The sequence below is a fragment of the Streptomyces sp. NPDC094448 genome (assembly GCF_044763775.1).
Taxonomy (GTDB): Bacteria; Actinomycetota; Actinomycetes; order Streptomycetales; family Streptomycetaceae; genus Streptomyces.
Map to the genome: position 1 here is coordinate 529,188 of NZ_JBIWGU010000001.1, position 21,713 is coordinate 550,900.

Annotated in this window: 19 protein-coding genes; 12 read left to right on the forward strand and 7 right to left on the reverse strand. The window is 73.3% G+C overall.

From position 1 onward, the window contains the following. Positions 1 to 16 precede the first annotated feature (16 nt). Positions 17 to 439, reverse strand: a complete 423-nt coding sequence (locus tag ACIQ9E_RS02105) for an SAV_915 family protein (RefSeq protein ID WP_403700499.1) — start codon at positions 437 to 439, stop codon at positions 17 to 19. A gap of 208 nt (positions 440 to 647) precedes the next feature. Here ACIQ9E_RS02105 and ACIQ9E_RS02110 point away from each other — a divergent pair, with 208 nt between their 5' ends. Further along, on the forward strand, positions 648 to 1,115 hold the full coding sequence (locus ACIQ9E_RS02110; RefSeq protein WP_403700502.1) for an ASCH domain-containing protein: 468 nt from the start codon (positions 648 to 650) through the stop codon (positions 1,113 to 1,115). 131 nt (positions 1,116 to 1,246) lie between these two features. Here the strand turns inward: ACIQ9E_RS02110 and ACIQ9E_RS02115 are convergent, their stop codons facing one another. Then, positions 1,247 to 2,092: a response regulator transcription factor gene (locus ACIQ9E_RS02115; RefSeq protein WP_403700505.1), complete on the reverse strand. Its 846-nt coding sequence runs from the start codon at positions 2,090 to 2,092 to the stop codon at positions 1,247 to 1,249. Between the two features lie 112 nt (positions 2,093 to 2,204). Between ACIQ9E_RS02115 and ACIQ9E_RS02120 the strand changes: the two genes are divergently transcribed. After that, complete coding sequence (locus ACIQ9E_RS02120) at positions 2,205 to 3,884, forward strand: AMP-binding protein (protein WP_403700508.1); 1,680 nt, start codon at positions 2,205 to 2,207, stop codon at positions 3,882 to 3,884. Beyond that, positions 3,881 to 5,536: an AMP-binding protein gene (locus ACIQ9E_RS02125; RefSeq protein WP_403700512.1), complete on the forward strand. Its 1,656-nt coding sequence runs from the start codon at positions 3,881 to 3,883 to the stop codon at positions 5,534 to 5,536. Before ACIQ9E_RS02120 ends, ACIQ9E_RS02125 begins: the two co-directional genes overlap by 4 nt. A 95-nt stretch (positions 5,537 to 5,631) precedes the next feature. On the opposite strand, the gene ACIQ9E_RS02130 is transcribed toward ACIQ9E_RS02125, so the two are convergent. Both ACIQ9E_RS02130 and ACIQ9E_RS02135 read right to left on the reverse strand, forming a co-directional pair. Then, positions 5,632 to 6,156, reverse strand: coding sequence for a GNAT family N-acetyltransferase (locus tag ACIQ9E_RS02130; RefSeq protein WP_403700515.1), 525 nt, complete (start codon positions 6,154 to 6,156; stop codon positions 5,632 to 5,634). 78 nt (positions 6,157 to 6,234) lie between these two features. Then, positions 6,235 to 7,071: a hypothetical protein gene (locus tag ACIQ9E_RS02135; RefSeq protein WP_403700518.1), complete on the reverse strand. Its 837-nt coding sequence runs from the start codon at positions 7,069 to 7,071 to the stop codon at positions 6,235 to 6,237. 280 nt (positions 7,072 to 7,351) lie between these two features. On the opposite strand from ACIQ9E_RS02135, the gene gcl reads away from it, so the two are divergent. Continuing rightward, the gene (gcl, locus tag ACIQ9E_RS02140; RefSeq protein WP_403700522.1) at positions 7,352 to 9,130 is read left to right on the forward strand and encodes a glyoxylate carboligase; all 1,779 of its coding nucleotides are present in this window, start codon (positions 7,352 to 7,354) and stop codon (positions 9,128 to 9,130) included. A gap of 503 nt (positions 9,131 to 9,633) precedes the next feature. Here gcl and ACIQ9E_RS02145 read toward each other — a convergent pair. Both ACIQ9E_RS02145 and ACIQ9E_RS02150 read right to left on the reverse strand, forming a co-directional pair. Beyond that, positions 9,634 to 10,524, reverse strand: coding sequence for a 2-hydroxy-3-oxopropionate reductase (locus ACIQ9E_RS02145; protein ID WP_403700525.1), 891 nt, complete (start codon positions 10,522 to 10,524; stop codon positions 9,634 to 9,636). 111 nt (positions 10,525 to 10,635) lie between these two features. Then, complete coding sequence (locus ACIQ9E_RS02150; protein WP_403700527.1) at positions 10,636 to 11,475, reverse strand: TIM barrel protein; 840 nt, start codon at positions 11,473 to 11,475, stop codon at positions 10,636 to 10,638. Positions 11,476 to 11,674: 199 nt separating this feature from the next. Here ACIQ9E_RS02150 and ACIQ9E_RS02155 point away from each other — a divergent pair, with 199 nt between their 5' ends. From ACIQ9E_RS02155 to ACIQ9E_RS02190, 8 genes are all read left to right on the forward strand, one after another. Continuing rightward, positions 11,675 to 11,926 carry a hypothetical protein gene (locus ACIQ9E_RS02155; RefSeq protein ID WP_403700530.1) on the forward strand — a complete coding sequence of 84 codons (252 nt, stop codon included), beginning with the start codon at positions 11,675 to 11,677 and terminating at the stop codon, positions 11,924 to 11,926. A 131-nt stretch (positions 11,927 to 12,057) separates the two neighbouring features. Continuing rightward, entirely contained in the window at positions 12,058 to 12,378 is a 321-nt protein-coding gene (locus ACIQ9E_RS02160; protein ID WP_403701305.1) for a helix-turn-helix domain-containing protein, read from the forward strand. A gap of 251 nt (positions 12,379 to 12,629) precedes the next feature. Further along, entirely contained in the window at positions 12,630 to 13,139 is a 510-nt protein-coding gene (gene uraD / locus ACIQ9E_RS02165; RefSeq protein WP_403701308.1) for a 2-oxo-4-hydroxy-4-carboxy-5-ureidoimidazoline decarboxylase, read from the forward strand. Between the two features lie 383 nt (positions 13,140 to 13,522). Then, positions 13,523 to 13,921, forward strand: a complete 399-nt coding sequence (gene uraH / locus ACIQ9E_RS02170) for a hydroxyisourate hydrolase (protein WP_403700533.1) — start codon at positions 13,523 to 13,525, stop codon at positions 13,919 to 13,921. 4 nt (positions 13,922 to 13,925) lie between these two features. Continuing rightward, positions 13,926 to 14,849, forward strand: a complete 924-nt coding sequence (pucL, locus tag ACIQ9E_RS02175; RefSeq protein WP_403700536.1) for a factor-independent urate hydroxylase — start codon at positions 13,926 to 13,928, stop codon at positions 14,847 to 14,849. A gap of 12 nt (positions 14,850 to 14,861) precedes the next feature. Continuing rightward, entirely contained in the window at positions 14,862 to 16,238 is a 1,377-nt protein-coding gene (locus tag ACIQ9E_RS02180) for an 8-oxoguanine deaminase (RefSeq protein ID WP_403700539.1), read from the forward strand. Between the two features lie 481 nt (positions 16,239 to 16,719). Next, positions 16,720 to 18,216: a nucleobase:cation symporter-2 family protein gene (locus ACIQ9E_RS02185; RefSeq protein ID WP_403700543.1), complete on the forward strand. Its 1,497-nt coding sequence runs from the start codon at positions 16,720 to 16,722 to the stop codon at positions 18,214 to 18,216. Positions 18,217 to 18,347: 131 nt separating this feature from the next. After that, a complete protein-coding gene (locus ACIQ9E_RS02190) occupies positions 18,348 to 20,687 on the forward strand; it encodes a HEAT repeat domain-containing protein (RefSeq protein WP_403700546.1) in 2,340 nt (779 codons plus the stop codon). Positions 20,688 to 21,029: 342 nt separating this feature from the next. Here the strand turns inward: ACIQ9E_RS02190 and ACIQ9E_RS02195 are convergent, their stop codons facing one another. After that, on the reverse strand, positions 21,030 to 21,662 hold the full coding sequence (locus ACIQ9E_RS02195; RefSeq protein ID WP_403700549.1) for a TIGR03086 family metal-binding protein: 633 nt from the start codon (positions 21,660 to 21,662) through the stop codon (positions 21,030 to 21,032). Positions 21,663 to 21,713: the final 51 nt, after the last annotated feature.

Below are 21,713 nucleotides of genomic sequence, written 5' to 3' on the forward strand. Positions count from 1 at the left end.
AGAAAGGGGGGTGCCGTCAGTCGGAGAGCGGGTGCACCAGGGCCGGTACCGGCCGCGGCAGCCCCGCCGGGGCGTGGTCCGGGGCGTGGCGCCTGGCGCAGGGCTGCGCCGTGTCCGAGGGCCGGGACACACCGGGGAAGGGGGCCGTGAACTGGGGATCGACCGTCACCAGGGCCACCCCGAGGGGCGCCGCCAGACCGCGCAGCGCCGGTTCCGCGAGCCTGATCCACCGGGCCTCCGGCCCCAGTGCGGCGGCGAGCCGCTCAGGGCTGGTGAACCCGACGGCCGTGCGCACGCCGACCGGGGTGCGCATGAAACGCAGCTGATGTCCTCCGGCGGAGCCGATCCTGACGGGTACGTACAGGGGCCCCGCCGGGCGGCGTTCGTCGGGGTCCGCGCCGTCGCCGGACGCGGTGGTCTCGGGGGTGAGCGTGATCATGGTGTGCGATCCTCCGGAAAAGGTGTCTCGGCCACCGAAGCTATGCCCGTAACGGGACGGTACGGACGGTCCATGACGCGTCGCTGACCTTCCGGGGGCGACTTTTGACGCCTTCCTGGCGCGGGACGGGCCCGGACGGTCCGTCGAACGAGCCGGGGCGCGGGGCGCCGGGGAGCCCGTACGGCTCCCTGCTTGTTACCGTCTGGGTATGCCGGACCGATTCCTCGCCCCCGCGGACCTGACCGCCCTGCCCCGTGCGGAGTTCGCCTTCCCCGGCCCGCTGCGCGACCGGCTCGTCGCCGCGATCCTCGACGGTGCCAAGACCGCCACCACGGGCCTGCTGGCCGAGTACGAGCGGGAGGACGAGCCGCTGCCCGCGGCCGGGGAGCTGTCGGTGGTGGTCGACTCCGAGGACTGCCCCGTCGCCGTCATCGAGGTGACCGGGGTCCGGGTCGTCCCCCTGGGCGAGGTCGACCTCGGCCATATCGTCGCGGAGGGCGAAGGCGACCCCACGATCGGGCAGTGGCGGACCGCCCACGAACACTTCTGGCACAGCGACACCATGCGCACGGCCCTGGGAGACCCGGACTTCACGGTGGACGACACCACGCGGACGGTGCTGGAGCGTTTCCAGGTGATCGCCGACCTCCGTCCGGCGGCGGCCTTACCGGAGTGACAGCGTGCGGCCTTACCCGAGTAACAGCGTTACGGGGCGGGGCTGTTCGCGGGTCGATGGATGCGGGACGTGCCGGGACGGCCTTCCGTCCGGGGGCCGGGCCCGCCCGACGGGACCGCGGCCCTCACCGGCTACGGCAGCAGGCCCGCCCTGCGCGCCGCCACCACCGCCTCCAGCCGGGTGTGCGCGCCGAGTTTCCGCATCGCGCCGCGGAGGTAGCCCTTCACCGTCTCCGGGCGCAGCCCCAGCCGCTCCGCGGTCGCCCCGTTCGTCGCTCCCGATGCGACACAGGCGAGAACGTCCAGTTCCCGGGGGGCCAGCGCCGGCCGTGCCGGTGCCTGCGCCTGTGCCGGGGTGCCCGGGGGGACGGTCGCGCCGGACAGCCGGCCGCAGACCCCGAGGATCGTGTCCCGCAGCACCGGATCCGTCACCTGCGCCGCCAGGGCCCGCAGCTCCGTGTGGATCTGGCGGACCTCCTCCCAGCAGCCGCTGTCCGCGACCGGCTCCCGGGCGGACGCGAGGAGCACCTGCACCTCGTCCCGGACGACCAGGGCCTGTTCCACGTCCCGCGCCGCGGCCACCGCCGCGTCGAAGACCCGGTCCCCCAGGATGACGGGCCGGCGCAGCGCCCCGTACAGCACGCCCCGCACCCGGCGGCGCACGACGACCGGCACCGCCAGCACCGACCGCAGGCCCTCCGCCGAGACCGCCGCGTCGTACTCGTGGCTGATATGCCGGGACTCCTGGTAGTCCGTGACCGCGCAGGGCCGGGAGAGCGCGATGGACTTTCCGCCGAGACCGCTGCCCGCCGAGATGCCGAGTCCGTGCAGTGCGGCCGTCTGCGCCCCGCTGACCTGCCCGATGCGCAATCGGTGGGGGTCGTTCAGCATTCCGCCGAACACCACGGGCAATCCGCTGGTGCGGCGCAGTCGCACCAGCGCCGCCTGCATTTCCACCGACTCGGCCGGATCCGGCATGGCCCTGCTTCCCTCAAGACTCGCCTCGCGTCACCACCCCCGATCGGGGGTGGTGAGACCTACATCACTGATTACACGATGCTACTGAGTGGTGCGGCAAGGAGGAGGTCACATGGTGACAGGCAGCGCGACGCAGGAGTTCCGGGCGGCCCGGGACTTCCTGCTGCGGCACCGGGAGGACTACCGGAGCGCGTACGACGGCTTCGTCTGGCCGCGGCCGGAGCACTTCAACTGGGCGCTCGACTGGTTCGACACCATCGCCGACGGCAACGACCGCACCGCGCTCCACCTCGTCGACGAGGACGGCACCGAAACCCGGCTGAGCTTCACCGAACTGTCGCGGCGCTCCGACCGGGTCGCCAACTGGCTGCGTGAGCGGGGCGTCCGGGCCGGACACCGGGTGCTGGTGATGCTCGGCAACCAGGTCGAACTCTGGGAGACCGCGCTCGCCGCGATGAAACTGAGGGCCGTCGTCGTCCCCGCCACCCCGCTGCTGGGCCCGGTCGATCTGCGGGACCGCGTCCGGCGCGGACGGGTCTCCCATGTCCTCGTCCGCTCCGAGGACGTCCCCAAGTTCGCCGAGGTGTCGGGGGACTACACCCGGATCGCGGTCGGCGAACCGGTGCGGGGCTGGCTGCCGTACGACGACGCCTACGGCGCCGGGACGGGGTTCGCGCCCGACGGTCCCACCCGTTCGGACGACCCCCTGATGCTCTATTTCACCTCCGGTACCACCGCTCGCCCCAAACTCGTCGAGCACACCCACACCTCGTACCCCATCGGGCATCTGGCGACGATGTACTGGATCGGGCTGCGCCCCGGCGATGTGCATCTCAATATCTCGTCCCCCGGCTGGGCGAAGCACGCCTGGTCGAACCTCTTCGCCCCGTGGAACGCGGAGGCGACCGTCTTCGTCCACACCTACCGGCGGTTCGACGCGGCCCGGCTGATGGGCGAGATGAACCGGGTGGGCGTCACCAGTTTCTGTGCCCCGCCCACGGTCTGGCGGATGCTCATCCAGGCCGATCTGAAGCTGCTGCGGAATCCGCCCCGTGAGGTGGTCGCGGCCGGAGAGCCGCTCAACCCCGAGGTCATCGAAGTCGTACGGCGGGAGTGGGGGGTCACCGTCCGGGACGGTTTCGGGCAGACGGAGACCGCGGTCCAGGTCGCCAACAGCCCCGGGCAGTTGCTGAAGGCGGGGTCCATGGGGCGGCCGAGCCCCGGCTACCGGGTCGAACTGCTCGACCCGCTGACCGGCAGGCCCGGCGCCCGGGAGGGCGAGATCGCCCTCGACCTGTCGGCCCGTCCGGTGGGCCTGATGAAGGGCTACCACGGCGATCCGCGGCGCACCGCCGACGCCACGGCCGGCGGCTACTACCGCACCGGGGACATCGGAGCCCGGGACGCCGACGGCTACATCACCTACGTCGGCCGTTCCGACGATGTCTTCAAGGCCTCGGACTACAAGATCTCCCCCTTCGAGCTGGAGAGCGCGCTGCTGGAGCACGAGGCAGTGGCGGAGGCGGCGGTGGTGCCCGCGCCCGATCCGGTGCGGCTCGCCGTGCCCAAGGCGTACATCGTCCTCACGGAGGGCTGGGAGCCGGGTCCCGAGACCGCGAAGGAGCTGTTCCGGCACGCGCGCTCGGTCCTCGCCCCGTACAAACGCGTCCGGCGTATCGAGTTCGCCGAACTGCCCAAGACCGTCTCCGGCAAGATCCGCCGGATCGAACTGCGCGAACGGACCGCCACCGGCGCCGTCACCACCGAGTACGACGAGGAGGACTACCGATGACCGTGACACAGGACCGGCCGGCGACGGCCGGGCCGGGCGAGGGGACGGGGCTTTCGTACGACCACGGAACCGGTGGCGGACCGCTCATCGGTGACACCATCGGCCGCAATCTCGACCGGGCGGTCGCCGCCTTCCCGGAGCGGGAGGCGCTGGTCGACGTGGTGTCGGGGCGGCGGTGGACGTACGCGGAGTTCGGCGCGGACGTCGACCGGCTCGCCCGCGCGCTGCTCGGCCACGGCATCGCCCGGGGCGACCGCGTCGGCATCTGGGCGGTCAACTGCCCCGAGTGGGTGCTGGTGCAGTACGCCACCGCCCGGATCGGCGCGATCATGGTCAATATCAACCCCGCCTACCGGTCGCATGAACTCGCCTACGTCCTGCGGCAGGCGGGGATCTCGGTGCTCTGCGCCTCGCAGCGGCACAAGACCAGCGACTACCGCGCCCTGGTGGACGAGGTCCGCGGCGACTGCCCCGGGCTGCGGTCCGTCCACTACATCGGGGACGCCTCCTGGGACGCGCTGCTGGCCGCGGGCGCAGGGGTGAGCGACGCGGCGCTCGCCGCCCGCGAGGCCGCTCTGTCGTGCGACGATCCGGTCAACATCCAGTACACCTCCGGTACCACCGGCTTCCCCAAGGGCGCCACCCTCTCCCACCACAACATCCTCAACAACGGCTGGTTCGTGGGGGAGAGCCTCGGCTACGCGGAGACCGACCGGATATGCATACCGGTGCCCTTCTACCACTGCTTCGGCATGGTCATGGGCAATCTGGCCGCCACCTCCCACGGCGCGTGCATGGTGATCCCCGCGCCGTCCTTCGACCCCGGCGCCACGCTGGCGGCCGTCGCCGCCGAACGCTGTACGTCGCTGTACGGGGTCCCGACGATGTTCATCGCGGAACTCGACCACCCCGGCTTCGCCGGCCACGACCTGTCGTCCCTGCGCACCGGCATCATGGCGGGATCACCCTGCCCGGTCGAGGTGATGGAACGGGTCGTCGCCGAGATGAACATGGCCGGGGTCGCCATCTGTTACGGGATGACGGAGACCTCGCCGGTCTCCACCCAGACCCGCCGCGACGACGACCTCGAATGCCGCACCGGCACCGTGGGCCGCGCCCTGCCGCATATCGAGGTGAAGATCGTGGACCCGCTGAGCGGGGTGACCCTGCCGCGGGGCGAGGCGGGGGAGCTGTGCACCCGCGGCTACAGCGTGATGCTGGGCTACTGGGGCGAACCGGAGCGCACCGCCGAGGTGATCGACCCCGGGCGGTGGATGCACACCGGCGATCTGGCCGTGATGCGGCCCGACGGTTTCGTCCAGATCGTCGGCCGGATCAAAGACATGATCATCCGGGGTGGGGAGAACGTCTATCCGCGGGAGGTCGAGGAGTTCCTCCACCGGCATCCGCAGATAGCGGATGTGCAGGTGGTGGGGGTGCCCGATCCGCGGTACGGGGAGGAGGTCCTCGCCTGTGTGGTCCCCCGGGACCCGGCGGACCCGCCGACCCTGGACACCGTTGCGGCCTTCTGCGACCAGCGGCTCGCCCACTACAAGATCCCGCGCAGGCTGGAGATCGTCGACGCCTTCCCGATGACGGTGAGCGGGAAGGTCCGGAAGGTGGAACTCCGGGAGCGGTACGGGGCGGGCTGACACCCGTCCGGACGCCGGGGGCCGGTAGCGGTGTGTCCGTCTCCCGGGGCGCGGCAGTACCGGCGGGCCGTGCTCCGGGCGGGCCCGGAGCGCCGTCAGCGCGGGTCGTCCCGCGGCAGGTCGCGGCGCATGCAGACCCGCGGCCAGCGGTCCAGACCGTGTTCCTTCTCCGTGCGCCGGATCTCCCGCAGCCCGTCGGTGAGATCCGGCTCGGCCAGCTCCCGGAAGCCGATCCGGGTGTAGTACGGGGCGTTCCACGGCACTTCGGCGAAGGTCGTCAGGGTGAGCCCGGTCAGGCCGCCGGCCGCCGCCCGCTCCCCGAGGTGGTCGATCAGGGCCCGGCCCAGCCCCCGGTGCGCGGCGTCCGGGTGGACCGACACCTGCTCGACATGGGCGGCCCCGTCGACGCTGTCGTGGATCAGATAGGCGAGCGGCCGGTCGTCGCCGTCGACGGCGACCCAGGCGCGGCCGGCCGCGCGATAACGCTCCAGGACGGCCGTCGCGGGCGGTTCGTCGTCCGCGATCTCCACCATTCCCAGCTCCCGGAACGGCTCACCGGCGGCCCGCTCGATGTCCTGGAGGCGGGGCAGATCGGCGGCCTCGGCCCGTCGTATGCGCATAGGCGACAGTATCCACCGGCAGACCTCCGGGCGGCCCCGCCGGGGGTGTTCCCGGTCCGCCCCGGTGCCGGGCGGGCGTCAGGACGGGCCGGCCGCGGCGAGCCGCCGGGCCGGGCCGTTCACCGGCTGTGGTTCGCCCGCGAGGTCCACCACGAAGAGCGGTATCCCGAGGTCGTCCGCTCGGGCCAGGGCCTCATCGGTGTATCCGGCCAGGGCGAAGTAGACCGGGGTCGCCGCCGCGGTCAGCCCGTTGAGCCAGAGGCATTCGACATCGCGCAGCGTCGTACGGAGTGTGGACGGTTCGACCTGGGCGACGACGCCTCGGCCGCGGAGATCGGTACCCGCCGGGAGGCGCGGCCCGGCGGGGGACCCGGAGCGCGGCTCGGGCTGGTGCACCACCTGCGGGACCACATCGCCGAAGCCCAGCCAGGACAGATACCGTGCGGCCGTCTCGACCGCGTCCCGGGCGGTACGGATCGGGACCGGGCGGAACACGGGGTGTGCGTCGACGTCCCCGGAGCGGGGCGCGGGCACCCGCTCGCCCTGATCCGTCGCGGTGGCCGCATCGGCCTGATCCGTCCCGGTGGCGCCGGGCCGCGTCCCGGTGGTGGCGGGCTGCGGCCGGTCCAGGTCCTCGGGCGGTGCGTCCGCGGTCCGTACGGCGGGCCGGAGCAGTGTCCCGCAGGGGCAGCCCACTTCGGGCCTGGGCCAGTGGTTCTCCTCGCCGCACTCCCCGCAGCGGACGGCCACCCACTCCTCGTCCCAGACCCGGCGGTGCAGCACCGCGGCTTCGGCGGTGGCCAGCAGCGGAACGGCCACCGGGGTGCCGCAGGGGCAGGGGTAGCGGGGGGAGCTGTAGCGGTGGTCCCGATGGCAGTCGGGGCAGCGCACTCGGACCGGCTCGGCCGCCGTCATGGTGTCCCCCTCCTCCGCACCCGTACGTCCGCGCGGCGCGGGTACGGGCCCCGCCGCGGTCGGCAGTCGTGGCGCCGGTCACGGTACTGGTCGTTCGGTCGGGTCCATGGTCCCGCACCCGGGAGCCACCGCGGGAGCCCGCCCGGCCGTCCCTTGACGCTGTCCGGACCGCCTTCTACATTGATTTCGTATAACAGAATTCAACTTTCGCATCGTGGAAATCGTCGAGCCTGGGTGGCGGAGGCTCCGCGGTGGGGTCCGAGCAGAAATGAGGGCGCAGATGCCTCGTATGACCGCTGCCCGCGCGGCAGTCGAGATCCTCAAGCGGGAGGGCGTCACCCAGGCCTTCGGTGTGCCGGGGGCCGCGATCAACCCCTTCTACAAGGCGCTGAAGGAGGGCGGCGGCATCAACCACACCCTCGCCCGCCATGTCGAAGGCGCCTCCCATATGGCCGAGGGCTACACCAGGACCCGGCCCGGGAACATCGGGGTGTGCATCGGGACGTCGGGACCGGCCGGCACCGACATGATCACCGGGCTGTACTCGGCCATCGGGGACTCCGTGCCGATCCTCTGCATCACCGGCCAGGCGCCCACCGCGGTGATGCACAAGGAGGACTTCCAGGCCGTCGACATCGCCGCGATCGCCCGGCCCGTCACCAAGGCCGCCACCACGGTCATGGAGGCCGCGCAGGTGCCCGGCGTCTTCCAGCAGGCGTTCCATCTGATGCGCTCGGGCCGGCCCGGCCCGGTCCTGATCGACCTGCCGCTGGACGTCCAGCAGACCGAGATCGAGTTCGACCCGGAGACCTACGCCCCGCTGCCGGTCCACCGGCCCGCCGCCACCCGGGCCCAGGCCGCCAAGGCGCTGGCGATGCTGCTGGCGGCCGAGCGGCCGCTGATCGTGGCGGGCGGCGGGGTGATCAACGCCGACGCGTCCGCGCTGCTGGTGGAGTTCGCCGAGCTGACCGGGGTGCCGGTCGTCCCGACGCTGATGGGCTGGGGCACGATCCCCGACGACCACGACCTCAACGCGGGCATGGTGGGCCTCCAGACCTCCCACCGCTACGGCAACGCCACCTTCCTGGAGTCCGACTTCGTCCTCGGCATCGGCAACCGCTGGGCCAACCGCCACACCGGCGGGCTGGACGTCTACACCCGCGGCCGGACCTTCGTCCACGTCGATATCGAACCCACCCAGATCGGCCGGATCTTCGCCCCGGACTACGGAATCGTCTCCGATGCCCGCGCCGCGCTCACCCTCTTCGTGGAGCTGGCCCGTGAGCACCGGGACGCGGGCACCCTGCCCGACCGCTCCGACTGGGCGGCAGCCGCCCGGCGGCGCAAGGCCACCCTCCAGCGGCGCACCCACTTCGACGATGTGCCGATGAAACCGCAGCGGGTCTACGAGGAGATGAACCGCGCCTTCGGACCCGAGACGCGGTACGTGACCACGATCGGCCTCTCCCAGATCGCGGGCGCCCAGCTGCTCCATGTCTACCGGCCGCGCCATTGGATCAACTGCGGCCAGGCCGGTCCGCTGGGCTGGACCATCCCGGCCGCCCTCGGTGTCGCCACCGCCGACCCGGAGGCGTCCGTCGTCGCGCTCTCCGGCGACTACGACTTCCAGTTCATGCTGGAGGAGCTGGCGGTCGGCGCCCAGCACCGCATCCCGTACGTCCATGTCCTGGTCAACAACGCCTATCTCGGACTGATCCGGCAGGCCCAGCGGAATCTGGACATCGACTTCCAGGTCAATCTGGAGTTCGAGAACATCAACTCGCCCGAGCTGGGCGTCTACGGCGTCGACCATGTCAAGGTCGTCGAGGGCCTGGGCTGCAAGGCGCTCCGCGTCACCGAACCGGACGCGCTGCTGCCCGCGTTCGAGGAGGCGAAGAAGCTGGCGGCCGAGTACCGGGTGCCGGTGGTCGTGGAGGCGATCCTGGAGCGGGTCACCAATATCTCGATGGGCGTGCAGATCGACGCGGTCAACGAGTGGGAGCCGCCGGCGACGGAGCCGGCCCACGCCCCGACCTCGGTGCTGCCGCTGGAGATCTGACCGGCGACCGGCCCGCGCCCCCGGCCCCGGAACGCTCCGGGCGCCGGGGGCGCGGTCGTGTCCCGCTCCCGGACCGGCGGTACGCCGAGGGGCCCGCACTCCTGTGTGGAGTGCGGGCCCCTCGGCGTACCGGAAAGACGGAAGGGACCGCGGCGGCCGGACGACCGGTCCGCGGCCGCGCCCCCCTCAGGCCGGGAGGTACCGCCGGCGGACCCGGACCACCGCACTGGTGTCGTACGGCGCACCGCGGTCCCGCCCCGGCCGTACGGACCACCCCTCAGGGGTCCGTACGGCGGGTTCGGGTGGGCCGCCCGGGGCACGGCCTGGGTGTGCGCGCCCCGGGCGGGATCCATGGAGGGCATCCGGGCGGCGACGGCGCCTGGGCGCGACAGGACAGGTGTCGGCGCCGTCGCCGCCCGGAATTCCGGGCCCGGACCGGCGGAGCGGAACCGCCGGGCCGGGAAGGCCGGACCGGCGGCGTCGGGGCCGCCGGTCCGGACGGATCAGACCGGCTGTCCGGAGAGCCGTTCGACGGACCGCAGCAGGGCCGAGTGGTCGAGCCCGCCGTCGCCCTGGGCGCTCAGGGAGCCGATCAGCTGGGCCACGACGGCGCCGACCGGGAGCGCTGCGCCGACGGTACGGGCCGCGTCCGTGACGATCCCCATGTCCTTGTGGTGGAGGTCGATCCGGAAGCCGGGGCGGAAGTCCCGGGCGAGGAAGTTGTCCTTCTTACGGCTCAGCACGGTGGAACCGGCCAGTCCGCCGTTGAGGACGTCCAGCGCGGCGGCCAGATCGACCCCCGACTTCTCCAGGAAGACCACGGCCTCCGCACAGGCCTGGATATTGACGGCCACGATGAGCTGGTTGGCCGCCTTCACCGTCTGTCCGGCGCCGTGCGGACCGCACCGTACGACGGTCTTCCCCAGCGCCTCGAACAGCGGCAGCGCGCTGTCGAAGTCGGCCTGGTCCCCGCCGACCATGATGGACAGCACCGCCTCGACGGCCCCGGCCTCACCGCCGGAGACCGGCGCGTCCAGCGCCCGCAGCCCCTTCTCCCGCGCCGCGGCGGCCAGTTCGACCGAGGTGCGGGGGGTGATGGACGACATATCGATCAGCAGGGCGCCGGGCCGCGCGTTCGCCAGGATTCCGTCCGGACCGTAGGCGACCGCTTCGACCTGCGGGGACGCCGGGACCATGGTGATGACGACATCCGCGTCGCGGACGGCTTCCGCGACCGAGGCGGCCGCGGTGCCGCCGGCCGCGGTCAGCCGCTCCAGCTTGGCCTGCTCCAGCGTGTAGCCGGTGACCGCGTAGCCGGCCTTGAGCAGGTTCTCGGCCATGGGGGAGCCCATGATGCCGAGTCCTATCCAGGCCACCGAGGGCAGTGTGCTCATGAGGGTGTGCCTTTCTGGCAGCGGGACGGTGGTGCGTCCGGGGTACGGGGGCGGGGAAGGGGGCGGATACGGGTTCGGCGCCCGGGGGTACGGGCCGGGGCCGCGCCGCGGTCAGCGGGCGGCGCGGGCCTCCCGGGGCAGCCAGTCGAAGCTCGCCGCGCTCGGCCCGTCGCCCGGCTTGTACTCCAGGCCGATCCAGCCGTCGTATCCGGCGGCCGCCAGCCGGTCCAGCAACTGCTCCAGGGGGAGCGAACCCGTCCCCGGGGCACCCCGGCCCGGATGGTCCGCGATCTGCACATGGCCGATGCAGCCCGCGTACGCGTCGATCGCCGCGCCGACATCCTCGCCGTTCATCGACAGGTGGTACGCGTCGAGAAGGAACTTCGCGTTCGCCAGGCCCGTCGCGGCATTCACCTTGTCGGCGACCTCGACCGCCGCAGCGGCGGTGACCAGCGGATAGTCCGGGGACTCCGGCCGGTTGAGGGTTTCGACCAGCAGGGTCGCGCCGATCCCGTCGGCGGCTCGGGCCGCCGATGCCAGATTCTCCAGGGCCAGGGCGTCCTGGACCGAGGCGTCGACGCCGGGCACCCGGTTCCCGTACAGCGCGTTGAGCGCCCGGCAGCCCACGGAGGCGGCGAAACCGGCGGCAACCTCCACATTGGCGCGGAAACGCGCGGACTCGTCGCCGGGGACGGAGAGCGCGCCCCGGTCCGGGCCCGGGAGCTGTCCGGCGTAGAAGTTCAGCCCCACGAGCCGGGTGCCCGCCTCGTCGAGCGCCCGCTTCAGCGCATCGAGTTCGGCGGCGGGCGGAGTCGGACTGCCGGGCCACGGCCACCACAGCTCGACCGCCGTGAAACCGGCGGCCGCGGCCGCCGCGGGACGGTCGAGGAGCGGGAGTTCGGTGAAGAGGATCGACAGGTTCACATCGAATCGGTGGCCGGAGTAGCCCATCAGGCGCCGCGCCCCTTCCGTAATGTGGAAGTAAGTTTCTGCTCAATGGAAGCGTGCTGGTGGTGCCCGGGGCTTGTCAAGGGGGTGCGCACCTCCGGCCCGCACGGGCCACCGCGGTCGGCTAGGGTCGGCTCGCGGTGGCGGGACGGGCCGGGCCGCACGTCAGGGCAGGTGCGGCGGTGTGGGGAGAGTGCGCGGAATGCGGCTGAGAGTGGAATTCACGACCGAACCCTTCGATCTGGACGAAGCGCCCCCGCACGCCGTGGTCGCCAGGGAGGTGGTCCTCGGTGCCGAACTGGACGCCGTGGACGTCGGTCCCTTCGGCAATACGGCGGAGGGGCCGGCCGAAGCGGTGCTCGGGGCCGTGGACGCCCTGCTGCGCCGCTCGCTGGAGGCCGGTGCGACGCGGATATCCCTCCAGGTGAACGTGGTGCCGGGGGAGGGGCGGTGAAGCGGCGGCCCGAGCCGCGGCCGCCCGCGGGGGCATCGGAGGCGCCCGGCGGCGCGGCCGCCTCGGACGCTTCGGACGCCGCGGATGTGGAGCATCCGCTGGCGCGGGCCGTCGGACCGCTCGTCGACGCCATGGGCGCCGAACTGGTCCGCCCCGAACTGGCCGGGCCCGACGATGTGGTGCTGGCCTGGGAGGGGCGCGAGGTGCTCGCCGTCAGGCTGCCGCAGCTCTCCGACTCCCTCGACCGCATCCTGGCCGCGCTGGAGCGCACTCACGGCATGCCGCTCGCCCGGCTCGACCGCAAGGAGAAGCAGCGGGTGGTACGGAACCTGGAGGCGCGCGGAGCCTTCGCCGTCCGCCACGGCGTGGAGACCGTCGCGGGGGCGCTCGGGGTCAGCCGCTTCACCGTCTACAACTACCTCAACAGGGAGAACGCTGCCGAAGGCGGCTGATCCTGGCCCGGAAAAGCAGTGCGCCCCGGCCGCCGTCCGGCTCTCCGGACGGCGGCCGGGGTGTGCGCCGGAGCGGTGGGCGCACGGCGAACGAACTTTTCAACAAACTGTTGACCTTCCGTGGTGGAGCGCGTTAGCTATGCGCAGCCCGACCAGAAATTGCTGCGAGCAAGAGCACGGAGGTACCCGTGACATCGAGTCCACAGCGCCTTCCGGAGCCCGGCGGAGCGACCGGCTCCGCGGGCGGAGCCGTGCATGTTCCCGAGGGCCTCAGCCGGTTCAACTCCGCTTCCGAGCAGGCGGCGAGCGCCGCGCTCCACGAGGTGTGCGCCGCACGGGCCTGGGGCGGCGCGGTGCTCGCCCGCCGTCCGTACCCGACCGTCGGGGCACTGCTCGCCGCCGGTGACGCGGCCACGGCGGCACTGACGGCAGACGGTCTCGCCGAGGCGGTGGCGGGGCATCCGCCGATCGGCCGGCCCCGCCCCGGGGACCCGGTCTCGGCGCGCGAACAGCGCGGTATGGCCGGGGCGCCGGACGCCCTGAAGACCGAACTGCTGGAGCTGAACCTCGCCTACCAGGAGAAGTTCGGCCATGTCTTTCTGATCTGCGCCACCGGACGCACCGGGGAGGAACTGCGGGACGCGGCCCGGGACCGGATCGGCAACACACCGGAGCGGGAACGGGAGATCGTCCGCATGGAGCTGGCCGGAATCAACCGGATCCGGCTCGCCCGCCTCGTACAGCCGCAAGCGGACGCCTGACAGCAACCGACGTCCGACAGCAACCGGACGCCCCACAACACCGGCTCCTGACAGCAACCGGACGCCTCACCGCAGACCTGCGCCCGGCAGCAACTGGACCCCTGACCGCCGCCGACTGCGCGACCGCCACCGATCCGCCACCGATCCGCGCTCGCAGCCGGAGGCCGGCGGGAGCGGAAACATGCCCCGGGCCCGTACCGGAGGCATGACCGGAACGGACGCATGACCCGGCCCCGGCCGAGAGCGTTACCGGAGCGGGCCGGGCTCCCGCCCCGGACCGGCGGACGGGCGGTGCCCGCGGCGGCCACCGCCACTGCCACCGCCCGCCCGGCAGCCCCCCGCCCGTCGACGGCCTACCGGAATCTCCGAGGAAGCGAAGGCGTATGAGCACGCAGACCACCGCGTCGGTCTCCACCCACGTCCTGGACACCAGTGTCGGACGCCCCGCGGCGGGCGTCCCCGTCCGGCTCTCGGCCCGGTCCACCGGCCAGGGCCCGTGGACCGCGCTCGGCGCGTCGGCCACCGACGCCGACGGCCGCTGCAAGGACCTCCCGGCACCGCCGGAGGGCACCGTCCTCGTCCGCCTCGTCTTCGACACCGGGGCGTACTTCCAGACCGGCCGAGCCGAGTCGCAGCAACCCGCCCCGGCGCACCGGGCCGGCGGTCCGGGCCCGGTGTTCTTCCCCGAGGTGGCGATCGTCTTCGCCGTCGAGGCGGGCGAGCATTACCACGTACCGCTGCTGCTCAATCCGTTCGGCTACTCCGTCTACCGAGGGAGCTAGCAATATGCCCGCCATTCTCGGCCAGAACCAGTACGGCAAAGCGGAGAACCGCGTGGTGCGGATCGTCCGGGACGGCGACACCCACCACATCAAGGACCTCAGCGTCTCCATCGCCCTCAGCGGCGCCATGGACGAGGTCCACTACTCCGGCTCCAATACCGGCGTCCTGCCGACCGACACCACCAAGAACACGGTGTACGCGTTCGCCAAGGCGCACGGCATCGAGTCCGCCGAGCAGTTCGGCGTACATCTGGCCCGCCACTTCGTGACCTCCCAGGACGCCATCCACCGGGCCCGGATCCGGATCGAGGAGTACGCCTGGGAGCGGATCCCGCTCCCGGGCGCCGACACCCGCCCCGACCGTGCCGCGGAGACCGGGCACTCCTTCGTCCGCAAGGGACAGGAGACCCGGCTGGCCCAGATCACCTACGACGGCGACCACTGGCAGATCGTCTCCGGGCTCACCGGCCTGACCGTACTGAACTCCACCAACTCCGAATTCCGGGGGTACGTCAAGGACGAGTACACCACCCTCAAAGAGGCGTACGACCGGATCCTGGCCACCGACGTATCGGCTCGCTGGCGCCACAACTGGACCTCCGACGAGCAGCGGATGCCCGACTGGGAGCAGTCCTACGCCCGGATCAAGCAGCAGCTGCTGGAGGCCTTCGCCGAGAGCTACTCCCTCTCGCTGCAGCAGACGCTGTACCAGATGGGTTCGCGGGTGATCGACGGCCGGAGCGAGATCGACGAGATCCGCTTCTCGCTCCCGAACAACCACCACTTCCTGGTCGACCTCGAACCCTTCGGGCAGAAGAACGACAACGAGGTCTACTTCGCCGCCGACCGGCCCTACGGGCTGATCGAGGCGACCGTGCTGCGGGACGGCGCCGAGGCCGCCATTCCGGTGGATCTCACCAACCTCTGAAACGGGGCGAGCATGACGGTTACGCGCATCGTCATCGAGAACTGCGCCGTCGCCACGGTCGACGCGCACGACACCGAATACGCCGGCGGCCATCTCGTCGTCTCCGGCAACCGCATCGAGTCGGTGGGCCCGGGACCGGCTCCCGAAGGGCTCACCGGCACGGTCCGCCGGATCGACGGCACCGGCTGTCTCGCCACGCCCGGACTGGTCAACACCCACCACCACTTCTACCAGTGGCTCACCCGGGGACTGGCCACCGACCACAACCTCTTCGACTGGCTGGTCGCGCTCTATCCCACCTGGGCCCGGATCGACGAACCCATGGTCCGCGCCGCGGCGCAGGGTTCGCTGGCGATGATGGCCCTCGGCGGGGTCACCACGGCCATGGACCACCACTACGTCCATCCGCGCGGCGCCGGGGACCTCACCGGCGCCCTCGTCGGCGCCGCCCGCGAGTTGGGTGTCCGCTTCACCCTGGCCCGCGGCTCCATGGACCGGGGTGCCTCGGACGGCGGGCTGCCGCCCGATTTCGCCGTGGAGACCCTGGACGCCGCCCTGACCGCCACCGAGGAGGCGATCGACACCCACCACGATCCGGCTCCGGACGCGATGACCAGGATCGCCGTCGCCCCCTGCTCACCGTTCTCCGTCTCCACCGAACTGATGCGGCAGGGCGCCGAACTCGCCCGCCGGAAGGGGGTGCGGCTGCATACGCACGGTTCGGAGACCCTGGAGGAGGAACGATTCTGCAAGGAGCTGTTCGGGATGGGGCCCACCGACTACTTCGCCTCGACCGGGTGGCTCGGCGAGGACGTGTGGATGGCCCACTGCGTCCATATGGACGACGCGGACATCGCCGCCTTCGCCCGTACCGGCACGGGAGTGGCGCACTGCCCCTCCTCCAACGCCCGGCTCGGCGCCGGAATCGCCCGGATCCCGGACATGCTGGCCGCGAAGGTCCCCGTCGGTCTCGGTGTCGACGGGACCGCGTCCAACGAATCCGGCGAGCTGCGCACCGAACTCCGCAACGCGCTGCTGATCAACCGTCTCGGAGCCCACCGGGAGGCCGCACTGACCACACGTCAGGCTCTGCGGCTGGGGACGTACGGCGGCGCCCGGGTGCTGGGACGCCACCACGAGACCGGTTCACTGGAGCCGGGCAAACTCGCCGACCTGGTGCTGTGGCGACTGGACACCCTCGCGCATGCCTCCATGGCCGATCCGGTGGCGGCGCTGGTCCTCGGCGCTCCGGCGCCCGTCGCGCTCTCCCTCGTCGACGGCCGCCCCGTCGTCGAGGACGGCCGGCTGGTGACCGTGGACGAGGAAACGGTTGCCCGCACCACCCGCGGGGAGGCCAGGCGCCTCGCGGAGATCGCCCGCTCCGGATAGCAGATCGCCCCGCTGCGGTAGCCGGGCGGGACCGCGGGGCCGCATTCCTCACGGTGTGTTCGGGTACGCAGGTGGTGCCGGTACGGAGTGGTCCGCCGTACCCGGCACCACCTCCGTACCTGGCACCGTCCCGTACCGCTGTACCGCTGTACCGCTGTACGGGTCCGGGCGGGGCGGCCCCGGGCCTGAAGAGGGCCCACCCCACCCCCCGTCCTCCCCTCCCTCTTCCCTCTGCCCTGCTCCTGCCTCCGCCGGGACCCGCCCGGCGGCCCTTCGCCGTACCCGTCCGACCGGACCGTCCCCCTGCGGATCCCGGCACCGGCACCCCCCTCGGCCCCCCCCGCACACACAGCCATGAACTCCTTCACCTCAGCGAAGCCCGACGAACTGAACACCACTGCCGCACCAGTGCCGCACCACTCCGTTCCGCCTCCCTGACCTCCACGTCTCCGCCGACGTGCAACCGACCGGAGGAACCGCCGTGGCCGCCGAGCCCAGGTTTCACAGCGCGCCAAGCGCCGACCGAGCAACGGACTCCCCAGCGGACGGGGGGAGCAAGCACCCCGTCGACGAGACCCTTCCGCCCGTCAAGCTCTTCACCAGCGGGCTCCAGCACGTGGCCGCGATGTACGCGGGCGTGGTCGCACCCCCGATGATCGTCGGCCCCGCGGTCGGACTCGACGCCCAGGACACCGCGTTCCTGATGGGCGCGAGCCTGTTCACCGCAGGCATCGCGACACTCCTCCAGACCATCGGCTTCTGGAAGATCGGGGCCCGGCTGCCGTTCGTCAACGGAGTCTCCTTCGCCGGGGTCACACCCATGGTCGCCATCGGCCGGGACCGCGGCGAGGACGGTATCGCCGTGATCTTCGGCGCGATCATCGTCGCCGGGATCGTGGGCTTCCTCCTCACCCCTTACTTCTGCAAACTCGTCCGGTTCTTCCCGCCGGTGGTCACCGGCACTGTGATCACCCTGATCGGCCTCTCCCTGCTGCCCGTCGCCTTCCGCTGGGCCCAGGGCGGCAACCCCGGCGCCGACGACTACGGTTCGATGCGGAACATCGGCATGGCGGCGCTCACCCTCGCCGTGGTGCTGGCCCTGCGGAGACTGCTCCGCGGCTTCCTCCAGCAGATCGCGATCCTCCTCGGCCTGGTGGTGGGCACCCTCGTCGCGCTGCCGCTCGGAATGTCCTCCTTGGACGCCATCAGGGAAGCGGATGTCATCGGCTTCCCCACGCCCTTCCACTTCGGCGGCCCGCAGTTCGAGATCGCCGCCATCGTCTCCCTGTGCGTGGTGATGCTCGTCTGCATGACGGAGTCCACCGCCGACATGCTGGCGCTCGGCCGGATCGTGGACCGGCCCGCGGACGAGCGGACCATCGAGGGCGGGCTGCGCGCCGACACCCTCGGCAGCGCCCTGAGCCCCCTCTTCAACGGCTTCATGTGCAGCGCCTTCGCCCAGAACGTGGGGCTGGTCGCCATGACCAAGGTGCGCAGCAGGTTCGTCGTCGCGGCGGCCGGCGGCATCCTGATCCTGCTGGGGCTCTTCCCCGTCGCCGCGTCCGTCATCGCCCTGGTGCCGCTGCCGGTGCTCGGCGGTGCGGGGATCGCCCTCTTCGGCACGGTCGCGTCCAGCGGTATCCAGACGCTCGCCTCCGCCGCCCTGGAGAAGGGTGAGAACGCGCTGATCGTGGCCGCGGCCGTCGGGATCGGGCTGATACCGATCGCGGCGCCCGACTTCTACCACGCCTTCCCCGAGGACCTGCTGGTCGTCCTCGACTCCGGGATCTCGACCGGGTGCATCGTGGCGATCGTGCTGAACCTCGCCTTCAACCACCTGGGGAGGAAGGGCGGAAGCGACGGCGGTACGGAGCCGGGGGAGGGCCGGGAGTCCTTCGCGCAACTCGCCGGGACCGTGGCCGACCGGATGCCCAAGGCCTCGCCTTCCGGTTCCGGTCCGGGGGCTGCGGCGGTGTGACCAGGGGTGTCCGCCTCGGGTCGCGCCTGCCCGGCCCGGTGGCCCTGCCCGGCCCGGTGGCCCTGCCCGGCCCGGCGGCCCGTGCCGGGCGGCCGGGTCCGGCTCCGGACCCGGTGTCAGACCCTCGTGCCATGCTCGGAGTTATGGAACTCGACCGGCTTTTCGTGGATCTGGACTCCGTGCGCTGGGCCGATGTCGAGCACGCCTACGGCGGTGCGGAGGACCTCCCCGGGCTGCTGCGGGCCCTCGCGGGCGGTGCCGATCAGGCGTCCGAGGCCCTGGACGAGCTGTGGGGCACCATCGTCCACCACGAGACGGTCTTCGCGGCGAGCGCGGCCGCGGTCCCGTTCCTGGCCCGGCTGGCCGCGGCGGGGATCCGCCCGGTCGAACTGCTCACCCTGCTGGGCGCCCTGGCCGCGGGCGCCGAAGAGCCGGGGGCCGGGGAGCCGGGCGGGTGCCGGGCCGCGGTCGCCGGGCAGCTGCCCCTGATCCTCCCGCTCACCGGCGCGGCGGACGAGCGGGTCCGCCGCGCCGCGGTCCGCGCCGCCGGATCCACCGGGGACCCCGCCGCCCGGTCCGTGCTGAGCGCCCGCCGCGCCGAGGAGAAGGACGCGGGGGTACGGGCCGAGCTGCTCGCCGCCCTCGCCGCCCTCGACCCCGCCGGGGCGGCCCCGGCCGCGGCCGGGGCACTGGCGGACGGCGAGCCCGCCGAAGTCCGGCTGGTCGCCCTGATGATCTGCGCCGAGAACGGTGTCCCGTGGACGGCGGAGCACCGGGAGGCGCTGCTCTCCCTGCTGCCCGCCGGGCCCCTCGTCCGGGGTGGCGCCGACCCGGCCCGGGACGAGCCGCTGCGCCATATCGTCGACAGCCTGCTGGCCCGGGACACCGACGCCGACCGCGAAGCGGCCTGCGCCCTGATCGAGTCCGCACTCCTGCTACCCGCGCCCGAGGCCCGCGCGGAGGCGCTGTGGGCCGCGGAGCACGCCTGTCTGGTGTCGCGCGGCGCCCCGGCCAGGCTGGCACCCGCCGTGGTGCCGCTGCTCTCGGACGCCTCCTTCGGCCGCAAGGAGGCGCTCCTCCCGGTGCTGGAGCTGCTCGGTGGCCATGCCGAGGCCGCCGCGCCCGCCCTCGCGGCGTTCGTCGCCGCCGACGGCGATTCGGCCGACCGCGCGCTGGAGGTGCTCGCCCGGCTCGACCCCTGCCAGGCGGCCCGGCTTCTCGCCCGCCGCCTGCGGGCCCGTTCACCCCTGTCCGGCGCCGGCACCGCGGCGCTCGCCGGGCCCGGCGGGACCGGATGCTGGCCCGCCGGTTCCCTGCCGTACGACCCCGAACTGCTCAACGCCCTCAGGATCGAACTCGACGCCCTTGCGGAGGCGGCGGATCCGGGTGCGGGCGCCCCCGAGCGGTTCACCGCACTGCTGGAATCCTGGGGCCCCCGGGCATCCGCCGCGCTGCCCGAGCTGACGGTGCTCTGCGAGCGGTCCCCGGCACTCTTCGCCGCGGCCCTGTCCGCCGTCTGCCCGCCGGAGAGCCGGGCCCGGACGGCGGACCTGCTGCGCCCGGCGGCCGGTGCCGGCCCGGTCCGGGACCGGTTCGCGGCGGCCGACGCGCTGTACACCCTGACCGGGGAGACCGGGCCGCTGGTGGGGGCGCTGGCCGAAGGGCTGCGGTCAGGTCCGGCGGCCGGAGGGGAGGACGGCGCGGCGGCGGAACCGGCGCGGCGTGCGGCGCAGCGGCGGCGGTCCGGACTCGTGGCGCGTCCGTCCGGCGGTCCGATCGGTTTCCGGACGGCCGCCGCCGTCCCCGCCGGGCCCGGGGCGACCGGGGAGCCGGTGCCGGAGCTGCCCCGGGAAGCCGTGCTGGCGAAGGCGGCCGCACTCGGCCCGGCTGCGCTCCCGCTGGTGCCGCAGGTCCGGGGCGTTCTCGGTGCCGCGGGCGGCCCGCAGTCCCCGGCCGGCCACGCCGACCGGATCCGGGCGGCGGTCACGCTCTGGCGGCTCACCGGCGATGCCACCGAGCCGCTGACGGTTCTGGCCGGGATCCTTGCCGAGGCGGCCGACGGCCCGGTCCACCGGCCGGAGGCGGTCCGGGACTGCGTCCGGGCCGTTGCCCGACTGGGCCCGGCGGCCCGCTCGCTGGCCCCCGGCCTCGTCGCGCTGCTCGACCACCCGGAGCAGGTGCCCGCCGCGGTCTTCGCCCTCGCGGCCGTCGGCGCCGCGCCGCCCGGGGCGGCGGCCCTGGTTCTCGACTGTGCCGAGCGCGATACGGATCCGGTGAGCTGTCTGGACGCGCTGGAGACCCTCGGCCCCGGCACCCTGACCCCACAGGAGGCGGACCGGCTGGAGCTGCTGGCCGAACGGGACCGGCGGGTCCGGGTCCCCGGCCCGTCGCCCCGGCTCGGTGTCCGGTCGGACCAGCGGATACGCATCCGGGCCCGCGCCCTCCTCGCGGGCCGTACGGACGGCACCTGACCCGGGCCGGGCCATCGGCCGGCGGGGCCGGAGGTGCTGCCGACGCCCGGCGGACTGCCGCCCGGCCCCCACCGCGCGGGGCGAGACCGGTGGAGGCGCGGCAGCGGACGGTGGCCTGCCGCCGCTGAAGCGGCCGCCGGACCGGACGCGTACGGACGGCCGGGGGCCGGCGCCCGGGGACGACGGGTGTCCCGCGCCGGGACGCGGCTTCGGCGGGATGACCCCGTGCTGTCCGGTGGTCCCGGACCTGAACGCCGTCCCGGTCGGGCGGATGCCGCAGTGGCGGGGGCGGCCCGCCGCTGCCGCCCGCCTGCGCCATGGGCCACCGGGCCGCACAGAACCTCAAGCCGCCGTGCCGGGACTCCAGTCCGGATCGCGCCCGCTGAGTCCGATGACGTGCTCCAGCAGGGGCGCGTCCCCCGCCACCGCGACCGCCGGGCCGAAGATCGTGCCGCGCATCGGGTCGTCGTCGCCCGTCGCCGCCAGGAACGCGTACGACATCCGCAGGCCCGCCTCCGGCGGGTCGTACGGCTGTCCGGTGGCCCGGGCGAGATCCCAGCCGTGGACGATCAGCTCGTTCAGGGCGACCCGGCCCGCGACCGCGGCGGGCAGGGCGACGCCCCCGGCCCGGGTCGTGCCCTCCCAGGCCGCCGGACCGGCCCATACCTCGCCCAGTTCGGCGAGCCGATCCGGCAGCGCCGTCCGCCAGTCGGGGTCCAGCACCGGCAGGGCGCTGTCCGGCGGGGTGTCCGTCGTCGCGCCCAGGTTCTTGAGCCCGGCGTCCCGGAAGGCCGTCGCCAGCCCGACGAGATGCCCGAGCAGCTCCCGGACCGCGTAGTCGGGGCAGGGCGTCGGCTCCCCGAGCCGGCCGTCCGCCACCCCGTCGAGCAGACGGGCCACGGCGCCGGCGGCGGGCCGGAGATCGGGCCGGGGGGCCGGAGAGTCCGGCGCCGGGTTCTGTACGGTCGATTCCATGCACGGATGACTCCCCGGCCGGCCGGAACTCATCGCCGCACCCGCGGCGGA

What these genes read in the sequence shown, in the direction of transcription:
- ACIQ9E_RS02110 (WP_403700502.1), top strand. Translation starts at nt 648, where the DNA reads ATGCCGGACCGATTCCTCGCCCCCGCGGACCTGACCGCCCTGCCCCGT.
- ACIQ9E_RS02135 (WP_403700518.1), bottom strand. Translation starts at nt 7,071, where the DNA reads ATGACGGCGGCCGAGCCGGTCCGAGTGCGCTGCCCCGACTGCCATCGG.
- uraH (WP_403700533.1), top strand. Translation starts at nt 13,523, where the DNA reads ATGAGCACGCAGACCACCGCGTCGGTCTCCACCCACGTCCTGGACACC.
- ACIQ9E_RS02150 (WP_403700527.1), bottom strand. Translation starts at nt 11,475, where the DNA reads ATGGGCTACTCCGGCCACCGATTCGATGTGAACCTGTCGATCCTCTTC.
- gcl (WP_403700522.1), top strand. Translation starts at nt 7,352, where the DNA reads ATGCCTCGTATGACCGCTGCCCGCGCGGCAGTCGAGATCCTCAAGCGG.
- pucL (WP_403700536.1), top strand. Translation starts at nt 13,926, where the DNA reads ATGCCCGCCATTCTCGGCCAGAACCAGTACGGCAAAGCGGAGAACCGC.
- ACIQ9E_RS02130 (WP_403700515.1), bottom strand. Translation starts at nt 6,156, where the DNA reads ATGCGCATACGACGGGCCGAGGCCGCCGATCTGCCCCGCCTCCAGGAC.
- ACIQ9E_RS02160 (WP_403701305.1), top strand. Translation starts at nt 12,058, where the DNA reads ATGGGCGCCGAACTGGTCCGCCCCGAACTGGCCGGGCCCGACGATGTG.
- ACIQ9E_RS02190 (WP_403700546.1), top strand. Translation starts at nt 18,348, where the DNA reads ATGCTCGGAGTTATGGAACTCGACCGGCTTTTCGTGGATCTGGACTCC.
- ACIQ9E_RS02125 (WP_403700512.1), top strand. Translation starts at nt 3,881, where the DNA reads ATGACCGTGACACAGGACCGGCCGGCGACGGCCGGGCCGGGCGAGGGG.
- ACIQ9E_RS02115 (WP_403700505.1), bottom strand. Translation starts at nt 2,092, where the DNA reads ATGCCGGATCCGGCCGAGTCGGTGGAAATGCAGGCGGCGCTGGTGCGA.
- ACIQ9E_RS02120 (WP_403700508.1), top strand. Translation starts at nt 2,205, where the DNA reads ATGGTGACAGGCAGCGCGACGCAGGAGTTCCGGGCGGCCCGGGACTTC.
- ACIQ9E_RS02145 (WP_403700525.1), bottom strand. Translation starts at nt 10,524, where the DNA reads ATGAGCACACTGCCCTCGGTGGCCTGGATAGGACTCGGCATCATGGGC.
- ACIQ9E_RS02180 (WP_403700539.1), top strand. Translation starts at nt 14,862, where the DNA reads ATGACGGTTACGCGCATCGTCATCGAGAACTGCGCCGTCGCCACGGTC.
- ACIQ9E_RS02155 (WP_403700530.1), top strand. Translation starts at nt 11,675, where the DNA reads ATGCGGCTGAGAGTGGAATTCACGACCGAACCCTTCGATCTGGACGAA.
- ACIQ9E_RS02195 (WP_403700549.1), bottom strand. Translation starts at nt 21,662, where the DNA reads ATGGAATCGACCGTACAGAACCCGGCGCCGGACTCTCCGGCCCCCCGG.
- ACIQ9E_RS02105 (WP_403700499.1), bottom strand. Translation starts at nt 439, where the DNA reads ATGATCACGCTCACCCCCGAGACCACCGCGTCCGGCGACGGCGCGGAC.